This window comes from Pseudotabrizicola algicola (genome assembly GCF_010915705.1).
GTDB lineage: Bacteria > Pseudomonadota > Alphaproteobacteria > Rhodobacterales > Rhodobacteraceae > Pseudotabrizicola > Pseudotabrizicola algicola.
Map to the genome: position 1 here is coordinate 1 of NZ_JAAIKE010000017.1, position 20,669 is coordinate 20,669.

Here is a 20,669-nt window from a genome sequence, read left to right on the forward strand (position 1 = left end):
ACTCAAGGACTGGCCGCGGGTCGCCACCCGATACGACCGTTGTCCGCAGACTTTCTTCTCCGCCGTGGCACTCGCCGCGACGGTCATGTTCTGGCTGTAATCCAGAACGAGTCCTGACCATAGCGTCACCATCTGCGACTCCTCGAGAAACTTCGATACTTTTCTGGCCGATGTCGGCACAGGACCAAGGACTACATGCCGGAGAATTGTCGGTGGATAACGGTCCGCGCACGTGATCCTGAGCGACCAGCATCGGCAATCCTTCGCGGGCAGAGCCCGACACCGCCGGCGGTGCGTCGGTCGAGTTCCAACTCGAGCCTCGTTAGCCAAGTTGCTGACGGCCCGGGCCCCGAAATCAAAGCCGATTGGCGGGGCGATGCAATTGGATCTGCAGATGCCGCTCGAGCATAGGCCCGCGCACGCGGCGCCACTCCCGGTGCATGCCGAACCGGGGAACGGGACACTCTGTGGGGTCAAGGCGCGGGAAGTCGGGGCGTAATTCTGATTGGAGCTGATCTGCGGACTTCATCCGGGCCAAAGGCGATTGCCGCGCACAAAGGCCGTGGAAGTGACGGCTTTCGGCAGAGGAATGTCACCCTCACAGGTTATGCATCAGGGGTCGTCCAGAAATGGCGGAGCATGGTACTTCCTGCAAAGGCCGATGGGCGGACGGCCGGCGTTCGCGCGGTCGTCTTTTGTGGTCTGCTTTGCCGGCGGCGCTATTCCACTTCACCCCGTCGTCCCGGAATACGGCCGGGGCGGGGGCGGAACACAGGGAGGTAGAGATCAAAGCGAACCGCACCGGCACGCACGCCAAAGCCTATGCCAATTGCGATACCGGTCGCTGCCAGTCTGGAAAGGCCCAGGCCGTCGGCAACAAGAAGTGCGATCGAACCGAATGCGGCAGCGGTGACATAGATATCCCGGCGAAGAAGGATCGAGGGTTCCTGTCCGAGGAGATCGCGCAGGATACCTCCGACTGCGGCAGTGATGACCCCCATGCCGACAGCGACAAGCGGACCGGTGCCCATGTCCAGAGCCTTTGCCGTGCCCACAGTGGTCACAAGCGCCATTCCAAACGCGTCAAGATACAGAAGGATACGGTAGCGAGACGCGACAAGATGCGCCGAAAAATGCACAATCGCAGCCGCTGCAAGGCAGAGCGCCAGAGGGGTTGCATCCACCACCCAGAACACCGGCGCACCCAGCAGCAGGTCGCGCACGGTTCCCCCGCCCACACCCGTCACCACGCCAAGCCAGAGGAAGCCGACGATATCCATCTGCTTGCGCGACGCGACCAGCGCACCGGTGATCGCGAAGACGACCGCCGATGCAAGATCCAGCACGCGGAGAAAATCCGCGGCCTGTGTGATGACGTCAGACATGCGTCACAAGCCAGAGCGAAATGGCCGGAAACGCCACCAACAGACCCAGTCGGACCAGATCGACTGCGATGAAGGGCACCAGTCCGCGAAAGATCCGCAAGACCGGCACATGGGGCAGCACCGCCTTCAGCACAAAGACGTTCATCCCCACCGGCGGCGTGATCAGCGCGATTTCTGTCACCACCACGACGATGATGCCGAACCAGACCAGATCGAAGCCCTGCGCTGAGACGACGGGTGCAAACAGCGGCACGAAGATCAGGATGATTGCCATCGAGTCCAGCACGCAGCCCAGCACAAGGCAGATCAGGATAATCGCAAGGATCAGCCAATACCCCGTCAGCCCCATCCCTTCGACCAGCCCAAGGATGCCAACCGAAAGCCCCGACATCGTCAGCAGTTTCGACAGCATCATCGCCCCGAACAGCACGACGTAAAGAGAGATCGAGGTATAGGCGGTTTCAAGGATCACCGTCCGCAGCATCTTCAACGTCAGGCGGCCATGCAGGAACCCCACCAGAACCGCCATGCCCGCTCCGATCCCGGCCGCTTCGGTCGCTGTGAAAAGGTCGGCGTAAAGGCCGCCGATAATCAGGCCGAACAGGAACAGGAAGGGCCATATCCCGCGCAATGACGCGATCCGGTCGCGCCAGCTGCTGGATTCGCCTTTCGGGGCCTGGTCGGGGCTGCGCCACGCAACCCAAACGACCGCCAACATGTAAAGCGCGAGGCCCAGCAGGCCGGGAAGGACGCCTGCAACAAACAGGTCACCGATGTTCGTCTGCGTGATGATGCCATAGATCACAAGGATGATCGACGGCGGGATCAGGATACCCAGCGTGCCGCCCGCCGCGATGGTGGCAGCGGCAAGCCCGTCGGAATAGCCATAGCGGCGCATGCTGGGATAGGCGACCTTGGCCATCGTGGCCGCGGTGGCATAACTTGACCCGCAGACCGCGCCAAAGCCGGCGCAAGTGACCATCGTCGCCAGCGACAATCCGCCCCGCACCGACCCCAGATAGGCATTGGCCGAGCGGAACAGATCCTGCGCAATGCCGGTGCGCGAGATGATGTTGCCCATCAGGATGAACATCGGCACGACGGCCAGATCGTAGGACAGCACCGCCTCGGACACGGTCATGGGGAAGAGGGTCAAGGCCGTGGTTGAGCTGGTGATGTAGGTCAGCCCGGCAAGCGAGACAGTCATCAGCGCAATGCCAAGTGGCACGCGCAGAAAGGCCAGCAGGATGACTGCGGCCATGCAAGTGAATCCGACGATCACAGCAGTTCCTCCTGGTCATGGGCGTTGGAAATCGGGGGCGCAAAGGCGGTGTAAAGCGCGGCAAGGGCAGTCAACGCGGCGCAGGCGGCCATCCAGCCGTAAAGCGGCGCGCGGGGGATGTTCAGACCCTGGCTTACCTCGGAAAAGGTTGCGGCGTTCATGGCCTTTCCCAGCAGGGTCCAGGCCATCACGGCAAAGACCATTGCGGTCACGAGGGTCGTCATCTTCAACCACCATGCAAAGCGAGGATGCAGCAGGCACTTGTCGAACAGATCGACCTTCAGGTGCATGGCGGCCAGCGTCACCAGCGGCAGGCCGGTAAAGACCAGAAGCCCCATCAGATGTTCGGTCAGGTCATGCGCGCCGAAAATGGGCGTGCCGAACAGGCGGCGACCAATCACATCGGCAAAGGTCAGGGCGACCATGGCCGACATCAGGCAGACGAGGACGGTTTCCACCGTGCGCCGTATCATGTGTGCGAATTGCATGTTGTGGTCCCTCCCAAGACCCGGCGAACAGGCCCGGCGCGGTGCGCCGGGCCTTTGGCGTCATTTCGCGCTGAGTTCGGCATATGCGGCGAGGTAGTCGGCACGCATCGCGGCGGGGTCTGCGACGCCCGCAGCGGTGGCGGCAACGGTCCAGTCGGCGATCATCTTGTCCGAAACGGCGGTGATCGCGGCCATCAGATCGGCCGAGGGTTCGTTGAACGCGTGCCCGCCTTCGGTGAACAGCGCCATCGCCTTTTCATGCTGGGCGTTGAACTGCTGGCCCCAAAGCCGCGACAGCGCCTCGCCCGAGACGGCGGCGATGGCGGTGCGGTCCGCTTCATCGAGGCTTTGCCACTTGGCCTCGTTCATCACAATGAAAAAGCTGCTGTCATAAAGACCGTCCGGCACGATCGTGTGCTGCTTGAGTGATTCTTCCAGACGGAAGTTCATCACGGATTCCACCGAATGCAGCGAAGCGTCGATCACGCCGCCTTCCAGCAGCTCATAGGCCTTGGTGGCAGGGGCCGCGACGGGAACAGCCCCCAGCGATTCCATGATCCGGGCCTGGATGGGCCCGCCGATGCGCACCTTCTGGTTGGCCATGTCCTCGGGCGTGATCACAGGCTTCGATCCGTGATGGATCTGCCCGCCACCGAACAGCCCGACACCCAGCATTTCCACCCCGTCGAAGGCGGGATTGTCGGCAAGATGCGCTTCAAAGGTGCGCCACAAGGCGACAGAAGAGGCCTCGGCATCCGTGCCGACAAAGGGAAACTCGGCGAACCACAGCGCGGCGAAGCGTTCGGGTTCATAGGTGAAATTGCCCCAGGTGATGTCGGCAACGCCGGTGCGGGCCAGTTCGAAATGCTGCGGCGGGGAACCCAGCGGCGCGGGCATGATGTTGAGTGTCACGCGGCCTTCGGTCGCCTTGGCCACGCTATCGGCATAGGGCAGCAGAATGTCGGTGTAGATGAAATGGGTCTGCGGCACCCAGCTTGAGACGGTCAGGACGGTTTCGGCCTGTGCGGCACCGAGGCCAAAGCCAAGTCCCAAGGTTGCGGCGGTCAGTGTTGTTTTCAGATTCATCGCGAGTTCCTCCCTAGAATGTGCGATTGAGTGCGTTGGTCAGCCGATGGGCGGTTGCCCGGCGGCGGAAAGTGCGAGTTCGACGAGAATGGCGGCGCCGACCGGAATGATGCCCGTGTCAAAGCGGTAGTCGGGGTGGTGGCAGTAGGCCCCGTCCTGACCGACGAAAATGTAGGCGCCGGGCAGGTGCTGGCGGAACAGGGCAAAGTCTTCGGACGCCATGACTGGACGCGGGTTCGCAATCAGCCGGTCGGCTCCCAAGGTGCGGATCATTGTCTCCCGCACGATGGCCGCGCAGCCGGGGTCATTCATCAAGACCGGCACCTTCGCGGTGATCTTCACGGCGACAGGCGTGCCAAAGGCAAGCGTGGTGCTCTGGCCTGCGGCTTTCAAAAGGTCATGCACCTCGGCGCGCGCCTTTTCGGAATGGCTGCGCAGTGACCCTGCGATCCGGACGGTGTCGGGCAGAACATTCGGTGCGTGGCCGCCTTCGATCTGGCCAAAGGACAAGACAGCACTGTCGCGCGAGTCTGTCCTGCGGGTCAGAAGTTGTTGGCACAGCACAAGGAAATGGGCAGCAGCGAGGATGGCGTCTTGCCCGGTGTGCGGGGCAGACCCATGCGTGCCCTGCGCCGTCAGGGTGACGCGGATTTCATCAGATGACGCAAGCGCAGCGCCTTCGGCCACACCCGCCGACCCTGTGGGCAGGCCTGGGATGTTGTGCAGCGCAAAGATTGCCGACAGTGGCACCAAGTCCAAGAGCCCGTCAGCGATCATGGCTGCGGCACCCGTCAGCAGTTCCTCGGCGGGCTGGAAAACGAAGGCCACATTGACCGACAGATCGGGCTGTGCGGCAAGATAGGCCGCCGCTGTCAGCAGGGTGGCCATGTGGCCGTCGTGGCCACAGCCGTGATAGCGCGGCCCTTCGGTGGTCTGCACCGTGCCATCGGCAGGCCCGGCCATCGGCAAGGCATCCAACTCGGCACGCAGCCCGATAAAGGGTGCTGTCCGATCTGTCCGCGCGCCGCGCAGCAGCCCGACCAGACCCGTGCCACCAAGGCCCGCGATCACTTCAAGCCCGAGCCCGCGCAGAACAGACGCCACATAGGCCGCCGTCCGATGTTCCGAAAACCCGGTTTCCGGCATGGCATGCAGGGTCTGGAACCACTCGAGGCCCTGCGCCTGATGCGTATTGTACCACTGCCGAAAAGGGATGGTCATTTTGTTGCGCTCACAAATAGTCTTGTGATGCAACTATTAGCGACTGTGCAATCCAAACAAGGTATCAGGCCATACCCGGAGCACCTGTTCCGGCACCGAACACGTCCGTCAGGACCTGCCGGTGCAGGGAAGATTTAGGGTTTTGGGCCTGCCTGCGCCGCCGGATACTCTTCCAGGGCGCGTTTATAGTCGTCAGACCGAACCCATTGGCCAAGCCGTTCAATTTGTTCAAACAACCGCTGGCGATCTTCGGGTGGAAAGGGGCCCAACAACAGCCCTTCAAGAGCATCGGACACCGCTCTGCCACGCTCGCGCAGGGCTTTGCCGGCATCGCTGGTGGAGAGATGGAATTTTCGCGCATCGGTATCGGATGAGGTGCGCACAAGCAGACCGTCGCCAATCAGCTTTTGCAGGATCCGCGATGTCAGGCTGCGCTCGAGGCCGCTTTTGTCCCAGACATCGACAAAGGTGATGCCCGGATTGTCATCAACGATTCGAAGCACGCGAACCTCGCGGATCGAGTAGCCAAGCTCGCGCAAGAATATCGCGTCATTTCCGGCGATGGCCTCGTTGGCGATGATTTCCAGAAGGTATGTCAATCGTTTGCTGGAATAAGCGGTGTTGGGCATCGGGTCCATCCATGAGCGCTGTGTCAGGGCGCGCCACTGTAAGACACCATCTTGCGTCTGATAGTATTCCTGTGCAATAGTTGCTAGATAAGATTATCTTGCTGCGCAACAGGATTGCCGATGCTCCAGCCTTTGCCAACCCGCACATCGACAGGTGCCAGCCTCGGCAGCAGCCCGATGCTGCGCGGGGCGATGGTGGATGGGCAGTTTGGGTATCGCACAAGACCGCATCGGTATTGGACCAAAGACGCCCGCCAGTGCCATCTTCAGGTCATCGCAAGACCCGAAGAAAAGGCCAATGCCGTGACCAAGATTGATCGTATCGAAGCCATCATCGTCGATGTTCCCACGGTGCGGGGACATGTGCTGTCGATGACCACGATGTTGACCCAGTCGGTCGTGCTTGTGCGCATCCGCTTTTCCGACGGGTCCGAGGGTCTGGGCGAGGGTGCCTCTATCGGCGGGCTGTCTTACGGGCCGGAAAGCGTGGAAAGCGTCAAGCTGGCGATTGATACCTATATCGCCCCCGCCCTGATCGGGATGGATGCCGACGGGATCGCCGCGGCAAGTGCCCATATGGAAAAGGCGGTGAAGGGCAATCCGATTGCCCGCGCCGCCGTGGAATGTGCGCTGTGGGATGGGCTTGGTCGCCGAACTGGCCTGTCGGTGGCGCAACTGTTCGGCGGCCGCGTGCATGACCGCCTGCCCGTGGCCTGGACCTTGGCCAGCGGCAACAGCCAGACCGACATTGACGAGGCGGAGCGGATGCTGGACGCCCGCCGCCACCGCGACTTCAAGCTGAAGATCGGCAAGCGCGGCGTCAAACAGGACATTGCCCATGTCGCCGCCATCGCCGCAGCCGTCGGCGACCGTGGCACGATCCGCGTGGATGTGAACCAAGCCTGGAGCCTGACCGAAGCCCGCTACGGCGCGCGTGGCCTGCAAGAGATTGGCTGCATCCTGATCGAACAGCCTGTTTCGCGGGATAAGCTGACCGCGTTAAAATCGCTGACCGACGGGTATGAGATCGCCATCATGGCCGATGAGGTGCTGCAAGGCCCCGCCGACGCGATGCGCGTCGCCGCCAACCGCTCGGCCGATGTGTTTGCGGTGAAGGTCTGCCAGTCGGGCGGTCTGAAACCGGCCTCGGACGTGGTCGCCATTGCCCGCGCAGCGGGGATCGACCTTTACGGGGGCACCATGCTGGAATCGGGCCTTGGCACCGCCGCCGCGATCCAGCTTTTTGCCACCGTGCCGGAGTGGCAGTTCGGGACCGAGATGTTCGGGCCGCTGCTGCTCAAGGACGAAATTCTGGCCACCCCGCTGGAATACAAGGATTTCTCGGTGACCGTGCCGCAGGGCCCGGGCATCGGGGTCAGCCTCGACGATGACAAGGTGAGCTTCTACCGCCGCGACCGGACGGTCACGGTGAAGGCCATCGCGGGCGAATAACACCCCTTCGGAGGGAGGGTCACAACGCTGAACCCCGATTCAGCGAACCGGAGAGATTTGCCCATAGGGCACCTAAGGGAGGATACGATGTTTACCGACGCAGCACTCGACGAAATCAGCCGCCGCCTTGACGGCATCGTGCAGGACAAGCCCGAAGAGGGCATCTTCCGCGCCCGCCGTGATATGTTCACTGACGCCGAGCTGTTCGAGCTTGAGATGAAGCATATCTGGGAAGGCAACTGGATTTACCTCGCCCACGAATCCCAGATCCCCAACGTCAACGACACCTTCACCACCCATATCGGCCGCCAGCCGATCATGATCACCCGCGACAAGACCGGCACGCTGCACGCGCTGATCAACGCCTGCTCGCACCGGGGCGCGATGCTGTGCCGGCACAAGCGGCAGAACAAGGCCACCTTCACCTGCCCGTTCCACGGCTGGACCTTCAACAACACCGGCAAGCTTCTGAAGGTGAAGGACCCCGAGGGCGCGGGCTACCCCGAGCAGTTCAACAAGAACGGCAGCCATGACCTGAAGCGCGTGGCGCGGTTCGAGTCCTATCGCGGCTTCCTGTTCGGATCGCTAAACCCCGACGTGCAGTCGCTGTCCGATTACCTGGGCGAGGCAAAGGTGATGATCGACATGGTCGCCGACCAGTCCGACGAGGGGCTGGAGGTGCTGCGCGGCTCCTCGACCTATACCTACCAGGGCAACTGGAAGCTGCAGGCCGAAAACGGCGCGGACGGCTACCACGTCTCGGCCGTGCACTGGAACTACGTCGCCACCACCAGCCACCGCGCCGATGAGGGCAAGGACGAGGTGAAGTCGGTCGACGCCTCGAAATGGAACAAGCAAAAGGGCGGGTTCTATTCCTTCGACAACGGCCATCTGGTGCTGTGGACGAAATGGGCCGACCCGTCGAACCGCCCGCTTGCGCCGCGCCGTGACGAGTTGGTGACGAAGTACGGCGAGGCCAAGGCCGATTGGATGATCGGCTATCTGCGCAACCTCTGCCTTTACCCCAACCTCTTCCTGATGGACCAGTTCTCCAGCCAGCTTCGTGTGTTCCGGCCCATCTCGGTCGACAAGACCGAAGTCACGATCTACTGCATCGCGCCGAAGGGCGAAGCCCAAGAAGCCCGCACCCGCCGCATCCGCCAGTACGAGGATTTCTTCAACGCCTCCGGCATGGCGACGCCGGACGATCTGGAAGAGTTCCGCGCCACCCAGATGGGATATGCCGCAGCCCCCACCGCGCAGTGGAACGACCTGACGCGCGGGGCCACGCAGTGGATCACCGGGGCGGACGAAGAAGCGGAACGCATCGGGATGAAGCCGATCCTGTCTGGCGCGCGGACCGAAGATGAGGGTCTGTTCGTCATCCAGCACACGCAATGGACCGAACGCATGGCCGCCGCCGTCGAGGCAGAGCGCGCCGCACTTGCAACAAAGATCGCAGCGGAGTGAAACCGATGAACGCCGTGACCGACACCCAGCTTTCCTATGACGCGCTCTGCGCCTTCCTCTATGCCGAGGCCCGTGCGCTGGACGACCGCCGCTTTGACGACTGGATCCAGTTCTACCATCCTGACTGCCCGTTCTGGATGCCCGCGTGGGATGATTACGACACCCTGACCGAAGACCCGATGAACGAGATGAGCCTGATCTACTACCCCAACCGGGGCGGGATCGAGGACAGGGTTTTCCGCATCAAGACCGACCGTTCCAGCGCGACCTCGCTGCCGGAACCGCGCACGGGGCACAACATCACCAATGTGGAAATCCTGTCGCGCGAAGGGACCAAGACCCACATCCGCTTCAACTGGATGACGCACAACTACCGCTATGGGGTGACGGATACCTATTGGGGCACGTCCTTCTACACGGTCGATGTCGCCTCTGGCGCCCCGCTGATCACCTCTAAGAAGGTGATCCTGAAGAACGACCGCATCCATCACGTGATCGACGTCTACCACATCTGACGCAACCGGACGCCGTCCCGCAACGGCACCCCGGCGCGGCCCCTGAGGAGGAGGCCAGCCGGGGAGAGGAGGAGCCATGACCTACAAGATCGCCCTGAACTTCGAAGACGGCGTCACCCGCATCATCGATTGCGATGCCGACGAAAAGGTATCTGACGCCGCCTTCCGGCAAAAGATCAACGTGCCGATGGATTGCCGCGACGGGGTGTGCGGCACTTGCAAGTGCAAGGCCGAGCGGGGCGCGTATGAGCTTGGCTTTTATCTTGAAGATGCGATGACCGAGGAAGAGGCCGCCGCAGGCATGGTGCTGACCTGCCAGATGATGCCGAAATCCGATTGCGTGATCGCCATCCCCGCCTCATCGGTGGCCTGCAAGACCGGCGCGCAAACGGTGCAAGCCACGGTAGCCGGGGTCGAGGCGCTGTCGGATACATCCTACCGGCTGCGGGTGAAACTGGCGGCAGGCATGGGCTTTTTGCCCGGCCAATATGTCAACGTGCAGGTGCCCGGCACCACCCAGACGCGCGCCTATTCCTTCTCGAGCCACCCGCAGGCCGATGAGGCATCCTTCCTGATCCGCAACATTCCCGGCGGGCTGATGTCGGGCTATCTCGCCCGCGCGCAGGTTGGCGACGCGATGGCGCTGACCGGCCCGATGGGCGCGTTCTATCTGCGCCCCGTCACGCGGCCGCAGGTGTTTCTGGCCGGCGGCACCGGCCTTGCGCCCTTCCTGTCCATGCTGGAGCTGATCGCAACGACAGGCACGGACCAGCCGATCCGTCTGGTCTATGCAGTCACCAAACTGGCTGATCTGGTGGAGATGGACCGCCTCAATGCGTTGGCAGCACAGATCCCGTCCTTGACGATCACCACCATTGTCGCCGACCCCGAGGCCGATCATCCGCTGAAGGGCTATGCCACCAACCACCTGACCGCCGCCGACCTGTGGGACGGTGCCGCCGATGTCTACCTTTGTGGCCCGCCCCCGATGGTCGAGGCAGTGCGCAGCCACATGGCCAGCCTTGGCGTCACGCCCGCCTCGTTCCTGTTTGAAAAGTTCAACCCTTCGGAAACCAAGGCGGCGGCGTGATGCGGTTCAAGGACAAGGTTTTTGCCATCACCGGGGCCGCGCAGGGCATTGGCCGGCGCGTGGCCGAGCGTGCGGCGCAGGAGGGCGCGTTGATCGCCGTGATCGACCGCTCGCCCATCGGCGCAGAGGTGGCGGCGGCGATCACGGGGGTGGGCGGGCAGGGCGTTTACCTGTCGGCTGATCTGGAAACCTACGCCGGTGCCGAAAGCGCGATGGCAGGCGCAATCGCGGCCTTTGGCCGGATCGATGTGCTGGTCAACAATGTGGGCGGCACGATCTGGGCCAAGCCGTTCGAGCACTACGAGGCCGCCCAGATCGATGCCGAAGTGCGGCGGTCGCTGTTCCCGACGCTCTACTCCTGCCATGCGGTGCTGCCGCATATGCTGGCTGTCTCCAAGGGCGTGATCGTCAACGTCAGTTCGATCGCCACGCGCAGCCTGAACCGCGTTCCTTACGCGGCGGCCAAGGGCGGGGTGAATGCGATCACGGCCAGCCTGGCTTGGGAACTGGCCGAACGCGGCATCCGCGTGGTCGCCACCGCACCCGGCGGCACCGAAGCCCCGCCCCGCGCGGTGCCGCGCAACCCGGGCGAACAAACGGCAGAAGAGAAGGTCTGGTATCAACAGATCGTCGATCAGACGATCCAGTCCAGCCTGATGCACCGCTACGGAACCTTGGATGAGCAGGCGGGGGTGATCCTCTTCCTCGCATCCGACGACGCCTCTTACCTGACCGGGGTCACGATCCCGGTGGGTGGGGGCGATCTGGGCTGACGCCCATCACATCAGGCGCCGGGGAGAGGCGCCTCAACGGGAGAGAGACAATGAAAAAGACCCTCAAGGCAGCCCTTGCCGGGCTTGCCATCAGCACCGCCATGTCCACCGCCGCGATGGCCGAGGATATCAAGGTCGGAATTCTGCTGCCCTATTCCGGCGTCTTTGCCGCACTGGCGCAGGACATCGACGATGCTTTCGTGCTTGGCCTTGAAACCTTTGGCCCCGAGGCGGGCGTGACGTTTGATCTGGTCCGCGAAGACACCGAGGTGAAGCCACCTGTCGGGCTGGCGAAAACCAAGAAGCTGATCCTGCAGGACGAGGTGGATGTTCTGATAGGCGTGGTGTCCTCGGGCGTTCTGGGCGCGATCCGTGATACGGTTGATGGCGCGGGCGTGCCGCTGATCGTGGCCAACGCAGGCAATGACGAGGCGACGGGCGAGGCGTGCAGCCCCTTCATCACTCGGATTTCCTTTTCCAACCAGCAGGTCAACCGGCCGATGGGCAAATGGATGGTCGATCAGGGCGTGAAGAAGGTGTTCACCATTGCCCCCGATTACGCCGCAGGCCGCCAGATGATCGACGCCTTTACCGCCGCCTTTACCGCGGCGGGTGGCGAGGTTGTCGGTCAGGAATGGCCACCCTTCCAGAAAACCCAGGATTTCGGTCCGTTCCTTGCCAATGCAAAGGCCAGCGGCGCGGATGCGGTCTATGTGTTCTTCGCGGGCGGCGAGGCGATTTCCTTCGTCAAGCAATATGACAGCTTTGGCATGAAGGCCGACCTGCCGCTCTATGGGTCGGGCTTTCTGACCTCGTCGCTTTATGTGAATGCCCAAGGGCCAGCGGCCGAGGGTGTGATCACGGCCCTTCACTATGTGCCCACCCTTGATAACCCGGAAAACGCGGCCTTGGTCGCGGCGTTCAAGGCCAAGACCGGACGCATCCCGTCGGAATACGCGGTTCACGGCTATGACAGCGCCCGCGCCCTGGTCGAGGCAGTGAAGGCCGGCGCGACCGACCGCGCCAGCCTGGCCGCAGCCCTACCGAAGGTCAGCTTCACCGGCCCGCGTGGCGAGCTGCGCATTGATCCAGCCACCAACAACATCGTCCAGCCGATCCATGTCTATGAAACCGTCGCAGGGGCGGATGGGCTGACGCAAAAGGTTCTGGCCACCCTTCCGGCCGAAGCTGATCCGGTGAACGGCTGCGTCATGCCTGCCGCTGTCAACTGATGCAACCGGGGGCCGCGCATCGGCCCCCACCAGCCCGGAGGGTTCACCATGACCGCAGACCTCGGCTTTTGGGTGTTGCAGACGCTGAATGCGCTTCAACTCTCGATGCTTCTGTTTCTACTTTCTGTTGGCCTGACCGTGATCTTCGGGCTGATGCATTTCGTAAATCTTGCGCATGGGTCGCTTTATGCCTTTGGCGCCTATATGGCCGCTTCGCTTGCGGGCGTGCTGGGCTATTGGGGCGGGTTCCTGCTGGCGCCGCTGGCGGTCGCCGCCTTGGGCGCGGTGCTGTACTTTACCCTGATCCGATCGCAACGGCGGGCGGGTCCTATGGCGCAGGTCCTGATCACCTTCGGTCTGATCTTTGTGGCCGTGGACGCAACCCGGTTGATCTGGGGTGATTTGCCGATCGGCATCGCGGTGCCTGCGGTCTTCGAGGGGCAACTGGCGCTGCTGGGCGTCACATACCCGATCTACCGGCTGTTCATCATCGCACTGGGTCTGGCGGTTCTGGCCGTGCTGACGTTGGTGCTGACCCGCACGCAGGTGGGTGCGATGATCCGCGCCGGGGTGGACAATGACCAGATGGCCGCCTGCCTTGGCATCAATGTGGAACGCATGTTCTTCCTCGTCTTCGTGGTGGGCTGCGCGCTGGCCGGTCTGGCCGGGGCGGTCGCGGCACCCGTGCTGTCGGTCACGCCCGACATGGGGCTGCAAATCCTGATCCCAACGCTGATCGTCATCGTGATCGGCGGGCTTGGCAGCCTGAAGGGCGCTGTCGCCGGTTCGCTGATATTCGGCTTTGTCCAGACCTTTGGCGCGGTGCTGCTGCCGACGTTCAATTCTGTCCTCATCTACGCGCTTCTTGCGGCGGTTCTTGTGATCCGTCCCGAGGGCCTTTTGCCCGCGAAAGGGTGATCCGATGTTCGCACATACTCCCCTGCGTCTGACCACCCTGACTCTTCTGGCCATCGGGTCGCTGGCCTATGCCTTTGTCGCAGGCTTTTTCGGGTTGGAGATTCTGGCCGAGATTGCCATCCTTGCCATTCTTGTGATCGCCCTTGATCTGGTGGCGGGCTTTGGCGGCATGGTGTCCTTGTGCCACGGCGCGCTTATGGGTGTGGGGGCCTATGCCTTTACCGTCGCCGCGAATGAGGCCGGGCTTGGCGCCTTTCCTGCCATGATGCTTGCGGTTGCCTTGTCGGCGGCGCTGGCCTTTGTCATCGGCGCGATCTGTGCGCGCAGCATCGGCATCTATTTCATCATGGCGACGCTGGCCTTCGGGCAGATGGCCTACAGCTTTGTGTTCCAGTCGCCGTTGTTTGGCGGCGATGACGGGCTTTCGGGTGCGCCACGCCCTGACCTGACCGCCATCGGCATTGACCTGACCGACAGCCGCGCCTTTGCCATCTATGCCATCGCGATGGTCGCGCTGACCTATCTGGTGGCAGCGGCCACCCTGCGGTCAGGCCTTGGGCGGAGCCTCGTGGGCTTGCACCATAATGAAAAGCGCCTGCGCGCCTTGGGCCTTACCGTGTGGCGGGCGAAGGCCACTGCCTTTGCCATCTCTGGCGCTTTGGCGGGGCTGGCGGGCTGCCTTGCCGCGCAGCACACGCAGTACATCTCGCCTGGCCTTTTGTCCTGGACCGTTTCCGGCGAGGCGCTGGTGGTGGTGATCCTGGGCGGGCTTGGCACGCTGGTGGGGCCGATCGTGGGGGCGGTGCTGTTCGTGGTGCTGAAACACGAGATTTCCGCCATCACCCCCTACTGGCACGCCATCGTTGGCCTGATCCTCATCGCCGTGGTGATGAGCCGCGCAAATGGCGTCTTTGGCTTTGTCGAAGCGCGCATGGCGGCGCGCAAATCGAAACCCGTTTTGCAAAAGGCCAACGCAGATGCTTGAAACGCGCACCCTGACCAAATCCTTCGGCCCGATCCATGTGACCAAGGGCGTCAGCCTGCGGCTGGAAAAGGGCGAACGCCGCGTGATCCTTGGCCCCAACGGGGCAGGAAAAACCACGCTGTTCAATCAGTTGGTGGGCGAGTTGACGCCTGACAGCGGAACGATCCTCCTTGACGGGGCCGATGTCACCTCGCTGCGCGTCGCGGACCGCGCCCGTCTGGGCCTGAGCCGCAGCTATCAGAAGAACACACTGTTCGATGGGCTGACCATCGGCGAAAACCTTGGCCTTGCCGCAGCCGTGGCGCTGGGCAAGGGGCAGGGCCTGTGGCGTGACCCGCTGCAAAGCGCCGAGGTCAGAGAGACGGTGCGGGAAGTGGCCGCGCAGGTAGACCTTGCAGCCTTTCTTGACATGTCCGTCAAGGCGGTCAGCTATGGCATCCGGCGCCAGCTGGAGGTGGGGATTGCGCTTGCCACGCGGCCCAAGGTGATCCTGATGGACGAACCCACCAGCGGCGTGGGGCCAGAGATGTCCAAGGGCTTTCATCGCCTGCTCAAGGCGTTGCCGCGCGATCTGACCGTTCTGATCATCGAACATGACATGGATCTGGCCTTTGACGTGGCCGACACCATCACCGTGCTGAACTATGGCGAAGTGGTCTTTGACGGCCTGCCGGAGGCAGCGCGTCAAAGCCAGATGTTGAAGGACATTTATCTGGGGGCTTGGGAAGATGCTTGATCTGACAGATGTTTCTTCGGGCTATGGTGAGACGCAGGTGTTGCATGGCCTGAGCCTGCGGGCCGCACCGGGGCGCGTGCTAGCCATTCTTGGCCGCAATGGTGCCGGCAAATCTACCACGCTGAAAACCATCATGGGCCTGTTGCCCGCAAAGGGGGGATCGGTCAGCTTTGGCGGGCGCAAGATCAGTGGCATGACACCCTTTGACATCGCCAAACTCGGCATAGCATATGTGCCCGAAACCCGCGACATCTTCCGCTCGCTGACGGTGCGCGAGAACCTCGATCTTGCGGCGCGTCGCTTTCCTTGCCCGAACGGCGGGTGGACGATCGACCGCGTGATCGAATTGTTTCCGCGCCTTGGCGAGCGTCTGCAAAACGGTGGTGACCAACTCTCGGGCGGCGAGGCGCAGATGCTTGCCATCGCGCGCGGCCTGCTGATGAACCCGCGCCTGTTGATCCTGGACGAGCCGACCGAAGGGCTGGCTCCGATCATCGTCAGGCTGATCCATGACAAGCTGGCCGAGCTGAAGCATCAGGGCCTGTCGATGGTGCTGGTGGAACAGAATTTCGGCTTTGCCACGTCTTTGGCCGATGATGTGGTGCTGGTGTCGCGCGGTCAGGTCGTCTGGCAAGGCACGTCTGCCGCAATCCGCGCCGATACCGACCTTCAGCACCGCTGGCTGGGGGTGTAAAGAAAGATGGGTATTTCAGCCAAGATGAATGGGCTGGCTGTTCATCTTGGTCCGAATGCTCATCTTTTTCGCGCTGCGATCTGACGGACCCGGTCAGAACGTCTTGCGCGCGACCTTTTGTGCGATGGCCACAAAGTTGCGCACATGGACGCCTTGTTCGTCCAGCCGGTGATTGACCGAAACCCCGGTCTTGGCGAGCGGATTGGTGATCTCGTGAAACCGCACGCCTGTGCGCTGCACCGAGCCCACCGATTGCGGCACGATGGCCACGCCTTCGCCCACCGAGACCAGCGCAATGGCGGTCTGGAAGTCCATTGTAAACACGCGCCGCGTCATCTCGATGCCCAGACTCGCGCAGGTGTTCAGCACGAAGTCGGCAAAGGATGGGCGGGGAAATTCAGGATAGAGAACAAAGGCCTCGCCCGATAACTGGCGCAGATCAACCGCCCCTTTGGGCAGATCCAGCGTATCGGGGGCCGCCAGAACCAAGGGCTCGTCCCCCAGCTTGCGCGTGGTGATCTCGGCATCGTCCAGCGCGGGACGGGCGATGGCGATGTCGATCTCGCGCCGGATCAGGCTGCGGTGCAGTTGGGCGTTGTTCATCGGGATCAGCGACAGGTTCACCTCGGGGTAAGCCGCCCGAAAGCTTTTGAGCACGGTGGGCAAGATGCCATAGGTGGCCGATCCCACGAAGCCAACGCGCAAGCGCCCCTCTGCGCCCTGACCGATCCGCCGCACCTCCAGCTTGATGTCATTGAATTCGGCCAGCATGGCGGTGCCACGGGCATACAAACGCTCGCCCGCCTGTGTCATGGTGATGGCATTGCGGCCGCGGTTGAACAGCAGGGCGCCCAGATCATCCTCGATCTGCTTGATCTGACGGCTGAGCGGTGGCTGCGCCATGCCAAGCCGTTCGGCGGCACGGCCAAAATGCAGCTCCTCGGCCAAGGCGATAAAGTATTCGAGCTGTTTGATGTTCATGGCCGGGCCTCCCCTCACTTTGATTTTGGTATCCTGCGCGCCCTCTGACCCCAAGAGAAAAAGCCGCACCCCTGAAAGGGGATGCGGCAAGGTCCGACAGGGAGAAGAAAAAGCTTACTCGGCAGCCAGTGCGCTTGCAGCCGCCTCGGCCTTCAGCGTGAAGTCGAAGCGCAGGTAAAGGTCGGTCCCGTGTTCCGGCTTTGCAGGAACGAAGTCGCCCACAAGGCTGTCTTTCACCGCGAAGACCGAGTCATTGTCCAGCCATTTGGACGAGCGGTCATAGATCTGGCTGACCAGCGTGCGGTAGCCCTCTTTGGCGACGATGAAGTGCAGATGGCCGGGGCGGTTCGGGTGGTGGCCCATGTAGCGCAGCAACTCGCCCGCGGTCTCGTCAGCCGGGATCGGGTAGGGCACGGGGCGCAGGGCGCGCAGAGCGAAGTAGCCGTTCTCGTCCGTCTCGAACCGGCCGCGCAGGTTATAGTCTGGCTGATCGTGGTCGTGGTTTTCGTAAAGTCCGTTTGGCGCATCTTCCCAGATGTCCAGTGTGACACCGGCAAGAGGATTGCCCGAAGTGTCCTTGACATAGCCTTCCATGAACACGGTTTCTTCGTTGTCGAAATGCTTTTGCGCGGTGGATGCCCCATGCGGCAGCACGGGCGGGTTTTCGCGGTAGAACGGACCCAGCACGGTGGATTCCGATTCTGTGCCGGTGACCGGGTTGGTCAGCATGTCGCACAGCACTTCGACGCCCAGAATGTCGCCCAGGAGGATGAATTCCTGCCGCTTGTCATCACAGATCGCCCCGGCGCGGCCCAAGAACATGCAGGCTTCGATGAATTCGGAATGTGTCAGCGTCACGTCCTTGCAGAAGCCGTGCAGATGCTTGATCGCGGCCGTCATGATTTCGCGCTGACGGGGTGTGATCTCGCCGTTCTGGCCAAGTGATCCGATGACCACATCGGTGACGTTGTCGATGGTGACTTTGCTCATGGTGTCCCTCCTCCGGGCAAGCTGATGATCGTGTCGCGGGCCGGCCTGTTGGCCTCTCCCTCCCGCTGATGGGCCGACTATTCACACCAACTGCCCCCACGCCAATGACCACCGGGGTATGGCCCGATACCCCAGCCGCCATTCGCTGGCCTTGCAGGGCAAAGGGTATCGCAGGATACCCTGAAGGTCATTGCAGCAATGCGGTGTTGCGCGCTTTTTCAGGGTCAGCGCCCCGTCCGGGGCAGGATCATATCCCCGACCGGGGCAAGGAGGACACCGACATGCGCGCCACATTGGCCCAGATGCAGCAAAGGCTGCACGACACCCCGCATCTTCTTCGTCTTGGGCGGCTGTTCAGCGAAACGGTGCTGCTGGAAGTGGACGGGGCCGAATTCTACCTGACCTTCCGCGATGGTCGCCTTGAGACAATCGTCGAAGGCCCCAGCCGCAAGACGCCGTGGCGCTTTGCCTTGCGCACCGACGCCGACGCCTTGGCGCAATTCTGGCAGCCCGTCCCGAAACCGGGCTTCCACGACATCTTCGGTCTGGTGAAAATCGGACGCGGAAGGATCGACGGCGACATTCTGGCGTTGGTCAAGAACCTGCGCTTTTTCAAGGAATTTATGGGCCTCGCCCGCGCTGAAGCCAGCATGGAGGAACTGGTATGAGCTTTGAACCCATCACCGGCCGCTATCTGAACATCAGCGTGCAGGGCCGCCGCCAGCGCATCTATGTCGAAATCGCAGGGCAGGGGACACCGGTCTTGTGCCTGCACACCGCCGGAGCCGATACACGGCAATGGCGGCACATCCTGAACGATGCAGAGCTGACTTCCGCACACCAGTTTTTCGCCTTTGACATGCCCTGGCACGGAAAATCCCTGCCGCCAGAGGGGTTCCAGACCGAAGAATATCTGCTGACCACCGACGCCTATATGGAAACGGTTCTGGCCGTCTCGCGCGCTCTCGGGCTTGATCGCCCGATCCTTGCGGGCTGTTCCATGGGCGGGCGGATCGCGCTGCAACTGGCGGCGCTGCATGGCGATGCCTTCAGCGGCTTTATCGCCATCGAGGCGTCGGATTTCCAGCCCGCGTGGTATGATATCGACTGGTTCCACCGCCCCGATGCCCATGGCGGCGAAATGGGGGCGGCGCTGGTTTCGGCCAACATCAGCCCCCATGCGCCGCAGGCCGAACGCTGGAACACGCTGTGGATGTTCATGCAATCCGGCCCCGGCGTGTTTCGCGGCGACCTGTCGTTCTACACCCGCGATGACAGCCTGATCGGGCGCTTGGCCCAGATTGACACCGTCCGCACACCGGTGCACCTGTTGGTGGGCGCTTACGATCTGACCTGCACGCCCGAGGATGCCAAGCGCACCGCCGCAGCCATTCCGGGGGCCACCTGCACGGTGATGGAGGACCTGGGCCATTTCCCCATGTCCGAACATCCCGCAGGGTTCCGCCCGTTCTTCGCAGATGCGCTCACCCGTATGAAGGTGCCCGCCGATGTGTGATCGCTGCGAAACCTGCAAAGGGCCGGATTGCCCCAAACTTGCTGCCCTGTTGCCACCCGCACCGCCGAGGAAATCATGACAGACCCCTGCATCATCTGCGTTGCCATCACAGGGTCCTTGCCGCGCAAGGCCGACAACCCGGCCGTGCCGATCACCCTGTCCGAACAGATCGAGAGCACGCAAGAAGCATTCGAGGCGGGGGCCACCATTGCCCATTGCCATGTGCGCAACGAAGATGAGACGCCCTCGTCCGACCCTGAGAAGTTCGCCGCCCTGAAAGAGGGGCTGGAAAAGCACTGCCCCGGGATGATTGTGCAACTGTCCACCGGCGGCCGGTCCGGTGCGGGGCGGGCGCGCGGTGGCATGCTGACCTTGCGCCCCGATATGGCCAGCCTGTCGGTCGGGTCGAACAATTTCCCGACGCGGGTCTATGAAAACCCGCCAGACCTTGTGGATTGGCTGGCATCCGAGATGAAAACCCACGGCGTCAAGCCCGAGATCGAGGCTTTCGATCTGTCCCACATCCTCAAGGCGCATCAGATGTGGAAAGACGGCCAGATCACCGACCGGCCCTATGTGCAATTCGTGATGGGCGTCAAAAACGCCATGCCCGCCGACCGCGAGGTGTTCGACTATTACATCCGCACCGTGCATCGCCTGTTCGGGGAAGATGCACCGTGGTGCGCGGCGGGGATCGGTCCGAACCAGATTGTGCTGAACGACTGGGCGGTGTCATCAGGCGGTCACGCCCGGACCGGGTTGGAAGACAACGTCCGGCTGGACAAGTCCACACTGGCCCCGTCGAACGCCGCCCTTGTGCGGCGCGTGGTGGACCTCTGCGGCAAATACGACCGCCCCGTCGCCACCGCGACGCAGGCACGGGAGATTCTTGGGTTGAGGGCTGCCGCATGAACAAGGTCTATCCGAATGCGGCAGCGGCGCTTGATGGGGTGCTGTTTGATGGCATGCTCATCGCCAGCGGGGGGTTTGGCCTCTGCGGCATCCCCGAACTCCTGATCGCCGCGATCCGCGACGCGGGCACCAAGGATCTCACCGTCGCCTCCAATAACGCGGGCGTTGACGGGTTCGGCCTTGGGGTCCTGCTGGAAACCCGGCAGGTCAGGAAGATGATCTCCTCCTACGTGGGCGAGAACGCCGAATTCATGCGCCAGTATCTGAGCGGCGAGCTGGAGCTGGAATTCAACCCCCAGGGCACGCTGGCCGAA

22 protein-coding genes and 1 pseudogene are annotated in these 20,669 nt (G+C 62.6%); 15 read left to right on the forward strand and 8 right to left on the reverse strand.

The features are described 5' to 3' along the window. Nucleotides 1–100: pseudogene (locus tag G3572_RS21175) on the forward strand (IS5/IS1182 family transposase); the annotation flags it as partial. A 619-nt stretch (nucleotides 101–719) separates the two neighbouring features. On the opposite strand, the gene G3572_RS21180 reads toward G3572_RS21175, so the two are convergent. From G3572_RS21180 to G3572_RS21205, 6 genes are all read right to left on the reverse strand, one after another. Then, nucleotides 720–1,385 carry a trimeric intracellular cation channel family protein gene (locus G3572_RS21180; protein WP_164615611.1) on the reverse strand — a complete coding sequence of 222 codons (666 nt, stop codon included), beginning with the start codon at nucleotides 1,383–1,385 and terminating at the stop codon, nucleotides 720–722. Then, nucleotides 1,378–2,646, reverse strand: coding sequence for a TRAP transporter large permease (locus tag G3572_RS21185; protein ID WP_164615614.1), 1,269 nt, complete (start codon nucleotides 2,644–2,646; stop codon nucleotides 1,378–1,380). Before G3572_RS21185 ends, G3572_RS21180 begins: the two co-directional genes overlap by 8 nt. Nucleotides 2,647–2,663: 17 nt before the next feature. Continuing rightward, the gene (locus G3572_RS21190) at nucleotides 2,664–3,155 is read right to left on the reverse strand and encodes a TRAP transporter small permease (protein ID WP_164615616.1); all 492 of its coding nucleotides are present in this window, start codon (nucleotides 3,153–3,155) and stop codon (nucleotides 2,664–2,666) included. Nucleotides 3,156–3,215: 60 nt separating this feature from the next. Next, on the reverse strand, nucleotides 3,216–4,241 hold the full coding sequence (locus tag G3572_RS21195) for a TRAP transporter substrate-binding protein (RefSeq protein WP_164615618.1): 1,026 nt from the start codon (nucleotides 4,239–4,241) through the stop codon (nucleotides 3,216–3,218). Between the two features lie 39 nt (nucleotides 4,242–4,280). Then, the gene (locus G3572_RS21200; protein WP_164615619.1) at nucleotides 4,281–5,462 is read right to left on the reverse strand and encodes a M20 metallopeptidase family protein; all 1,182 of its coding nucleotides are present in this window, start codon (nucleotides 5,460–5,462) and stop codon (nucleotides 4,281–4,283) included. A 134-nt stretch (nucleotides 5,463–5,596) separates the two neighbouring features. Then, on the reverse strand, nucleotides 5,597–6,091 hold the full coding sequence (locus G3572_RS21205) for a MarR family winged helix-turn-helix transcriptional regulator (RefSeq protein WP_164615622.1): 495 nt from the start codon (nucleotides 6,089–6,091) through the stop codon (nucleotides 5,597–5,599). Between the two features lie 120 nt (nucleotides 6,092–6,211). On the opposite strand from G3572_RS21205, the gene G3572_RS21210 reads away from it, so the two are divergent. From G3572_RS21210 to G3572_RS21255, 10 genes are all read left to right on the forward strand, one after another. Beyond that, a complete protein-coding gene (locus G3572_RS21210; RefSeq protein WP_240335678.1) occupies nucleotides 6,212–7,543 on the forward strand; it encodes a muconate cycloisomerase family protein in 1,332 nt (443 codons plus the stop codon). A gap of 87 nt (nucleotides 7,544–7,630) precedes the next feature. Next, nucleotides 7,631–9,013: a benzoate 1,2-dioxygenase large subunit gene (gene benA, locus G3572_RS21215; protein ID WP_164615624.1), complete on the forward strand. Its 1,383-nt coding sequence runs from the start codon at nucleotides 7,631–7,633 to the stop codon at nucleotides 9,011–9,013. 5 nt (nucleotides 9,014–9,018) lie between these two features. After that, complete coding sequence (benB, locus tag G3572_RS21220) at nucleotides 9,019–9,528, forward strand: benzoate 1,2-dioxygenase small subunit (protein WP_164615626.1); 510 nt, start codon at nucleotides 9,019–9,021, stop codon at nucleotides 9,526–9,528. Between the two features lie 76 nt (nucleotides 9,529–9,604). Next, nucleotides 9,605–10,618 carry a benzoate 1,2-dioxygenase electron transfer component BenC gene (gene benC, locus G3572_RS21225; protein WP_164615628.1) on the forward strand — a complete coding sequence of 338 codons (1,014 nt, stop codon included), beginning with the start codon at nucleotides 9,605–9,607 and terminating at the stop codon, nucleotides 10,616–10,618. Beyond that, nucleotides 10,618–11,391 carry a benzoate diol dehydrogenase BenD gene (gene benD / locus G3572_RS21230; RefSeq protein ID WP_164615630.1) on the forward strand — a complete coding sequence of 258 codons (774 nt, stop codon included), beginning with the start codon at nucleotides 10,618–10,620 and terminating at the stop codon, nucleotides 11,389–11,391. The genes benC and benD overlap by 1 nt, the downstream gene beginning before the upstream one ends. Before the next feature lie 50 nt (nucleotides 11,392–11,441). Further along, nucleotides 11,442–12,623: an ABC transporter substrate-binding protein gene (locus G3572_RS21235; protein ID WP_164615632.1), complete on the forward strand. Its 1,182-nt coding sequence runs from the start codon at nucleotides 11,442–11,444 to the stop codon at nucleotides 12,621–12,623. Nucleotides 12,624–12,671: 48 nt separating this feature from the next. After that, nucleotides 12,672–13,541 carry a branched-chain amino acid ABC transporter permease gene (locus G3572_RS21240; protein WP_164615634.1) on the forward strand — a complete coding sequence of 290 codons (870 nt, stop codon included), beginning with the start codon at nucleotides 12,672–12,674 and terminating at the stop codon, nucleotides 13,539–13,541. Between the two features lie 4 nt (nucleotides 13,542–13,545). Further along, nucleotides 13,546–14,526: a branched-chain amino acid ABC transporter permease gene (locus G3572_RS21245; RefSeq protein ID WP_164615635.1), complete on the forward strand. Its 981-nt coding sequence runs from the start codon at nucleotides 13,546–13,548 to the stop codon at nucleotides 14,524–14,526. Next, nucleotides 14,519–15,262, forward strand: coding sequence for an ABC transporter ATP-binding protein (locus G3572_RS21250; protein ID WP_164615637.1), 744 nt, complete (start codon nucleotides 14,519–14,521; stop codon nucleotides 15,260–15,262). The genes G3572_RS21245 and G3572_RS21250 overlap by 8 nt, the downstream gene beginning before the upstream one ends. After that, a complete protein-coding gene (locus G3572_RS21255; protein WP_164615639.1) occupies nucleotides 15,255–15,956 on the forward strand; it encodes an ABC transporter ATP-binding protein in 702 nt (233 codons plus the stop codon). The genes G3572_RS21250 and G3572_RS21255 overlap by 8 nt, the downstream gene beginning before the upstream one ends. A 93-nt stretch (nucleotides 15,957–16,049) precedes the next feature. Here G3572_RS21255 and G3572_RS21260 read toward each other — a convergent pair whose 3' ends face one another. Beyond that, a complete protein-coding gene (locus tag G3572_RS21260) occupies nucleotides 16,050–16,937 on the reverse strand; it encodes a LysR family transcriptional regulator (RefSeq protein ID WP_164615640.1) in 888 nt (295 codons plus the stop codon). A gap of 114 nt (nucleotides 16,938–17,051) precedes the next feature. After that, nucleotides 17,052–17,927 (reverse strand): dioxygenase family protein, encoded by an 876-nt coding sequence (locus G3572_RS21265; RefSeq protein ID WP_164615642.1) that lies wholly within the window; start codon nucleotides 17,925–17,927, stop codon nucleotides 17,052–17,054. Nucleotides 17,928–18,208: 281 nt separating this feature from the next. On the opposite strand from G3572_RS21265, the gene G3572_RS21270 reads away from it, so the two are divergent. The 4 genes from G3572_RS21270 to G3572_RS21285 all read left to right on the forward strand — a co-directional run. Then, a complete protein-coding gene (locus G3572_RS21270; RefSeq protein ID WP_164615644.1) occupies nucleotides 18,209–18,595 on the forward strand; it encodes a hypothetical protein in 387 nt (128 codons plus the stop codon). After that, nucleotides 18,592–19,443, forward strand: coding sequence for an alpha/beta fold hydrolase (locus G3572_RS21275; RefSeq protein WP_164615646.1), 852 nt, complete (start codon nucleotides 18,592–18,594; stop codon nucleotides 19,441–19,443). Before G3572_RS21270 ends, G3572_RS21275 begins: the two co-directional genes overlap by 4 nt. Nucleotides 19,444–19,518: 75 nt before the next feature. Next, nucleotides 19,519–20,355: a 3-oxoadipate:acetyl-CoA acetyltransferase gene (locus G3572_RS21280; RefSeq protein WP_164615648.1), complete on the forward strand. Its 837-nt coding sequence runs from the start codon at nucleotides 19,519–19,521 to the stop codon at nucleotides 20,353–20,355. Continuing rightward, the coding region (locus G3572_RS21285; RefSeq protein WP_164615650.1) for a CoA transferase subunit A at nucleotides 20,352–20,669 on the forward strand (318 nt) is incomplete at its 3' end. The genes G3572_RS21280 and G3572_RS21285, both read left to right, overlap by 4 nt.

Coding starts and splice junctions, on each gene's coding strand:
- G3572_RS21180 (WP_164615611.1), bottom strand. CDS start 1,385: ATGTCTGACGTCATCACACAGGCCGCGGATTTTCTCCGCGTGCTGGAT.
- G3572_RS21185 (WP_164615614.1), bottom strand. CDS start 2,646: ATGGCCGCAGTCATCCTGCTGGCCTTTCTGCGCGTGCCACTTGGCATT.
- G3572_RS21190 (WP_164615616.1), bottom strand. CDS start 3,155: ATGCAATTCGCACACATGATACGGCGCACGGTGGAAACCGTCCTCGTC.
- G3572_RS21195 (WP_164615618.1), bottom strand. CDS start 4,241: ATGAATCTGAAAACAACACTGACCGCCGCAACCTTGGGACTTGGCTTT.
- G3572_RS21200 (WP_164615619.1), bottom strand. CDS start 5,462: ATGACCATCCCTTTTCGGCAGTGGTACAATACGCATCAGGCGCAGGGC.
- G3572_RS21205 (WP_164615622.1), bottom strand. CDS start 6,091: ATGCCCAACACCGCTTATTCCAGCAAACGATTGACATACCTTCTGGAA.
- G3572_RS21210 (WP_240335678.1), top strand. CDS start 6,212: ATGCTCCAGCCTTTGCCAACCCGCACATCGACAGGTGCCAGCCTCGGC.
- benA (WP_164615624.1), top strand. CDS start 7,631: ATGTTTACCGACGCAGCACTCGACGAAATCAGCCGCCGCCTTGACGGC.
- benB (WP_164615626.1), top strand. CDS start 9,019: ATGAACGCCGTGACCGACACCCAGCTTTCCTATGACGCGCTCTGCGCC.
- benC (WP_164615628.1), top strand. CDS start 9,605: ATGACCTACAAGATCGCCCTGAACTTCGAAGACGGCGTCACCCGCATC.
- benD (WP_164615630.1), top strand. CDS start 10,618: ATGCGGTTCAAGGACAAGGTTTTTGCCATCACCGGGGCCGCGCAGGGC.
- G3572_RS21235 (WP_164615632.1), top strand. CDS start 11,442: ATGAAAAAGACCCTCAAGGCAGCCCTTGCCGGGCTTGCCATCAGCACC.
- G3572_RS21240 (WP_164615634.1), top strand. CDS start 12,672: ATGACCGCAGACCTCGGCTTTTGGGTGTTGCAGACGCTGAATGCGCTT.
- G3572_RS21245 (WP_164615635.1), top strand. CDS start 13,546: ATGTTCGCACATACTCCCCTGCGTCTGACCACCCTGACTCTTCTGGCC.
- G3572_RS21250 (WP_164615637.1), top strand. CDS start 14,519: ATGCTTGAAACGCGCACCCTGACCAAATCCTTCGGCCCGATCCATGTG.
- G3572_RS21255 (WP_164615639.1), top strand. CDS start 15,255: ATGCTTGATCTGACAGATGTTTCTTCGGGCTATGGTGAGACGCAGGTG.
- G3572_RS21260 (WP_164615640.1), bottom strand. CDS start 16,937: ATGAACATCAAACAGCTCGAATACTTTATCGCCTTGGCCGAGGAGCTG.
- G3572_RS21265 (WP_164615642.1), bottom strand. CDS start 17,927: ATGAGCAAAGTCACCATCGACAACGTCACCGATGTGGTCATCGGATCA.
- G3572_RS21270 (WP_164615644.1), top strand. CDS start 18,209: ATGCGCGCCACATTGGCCCAGATGCAGCAAAGGCTGCACGACACCCCG.
- G3572_RS21275 (WP_164615646.1), top strand. CDS start 18,592: ATGAGCTTTGAACCCATCACCGGCCGCTATCTGAACATCAGCGTGCAG.
- G3572_RS21280 (WP_164615648.1), top strand. CDS start 19,519: ATGACAGACCCCTGCATCATCTGCGTTGCCATCACAGGGTCCTTGCCG.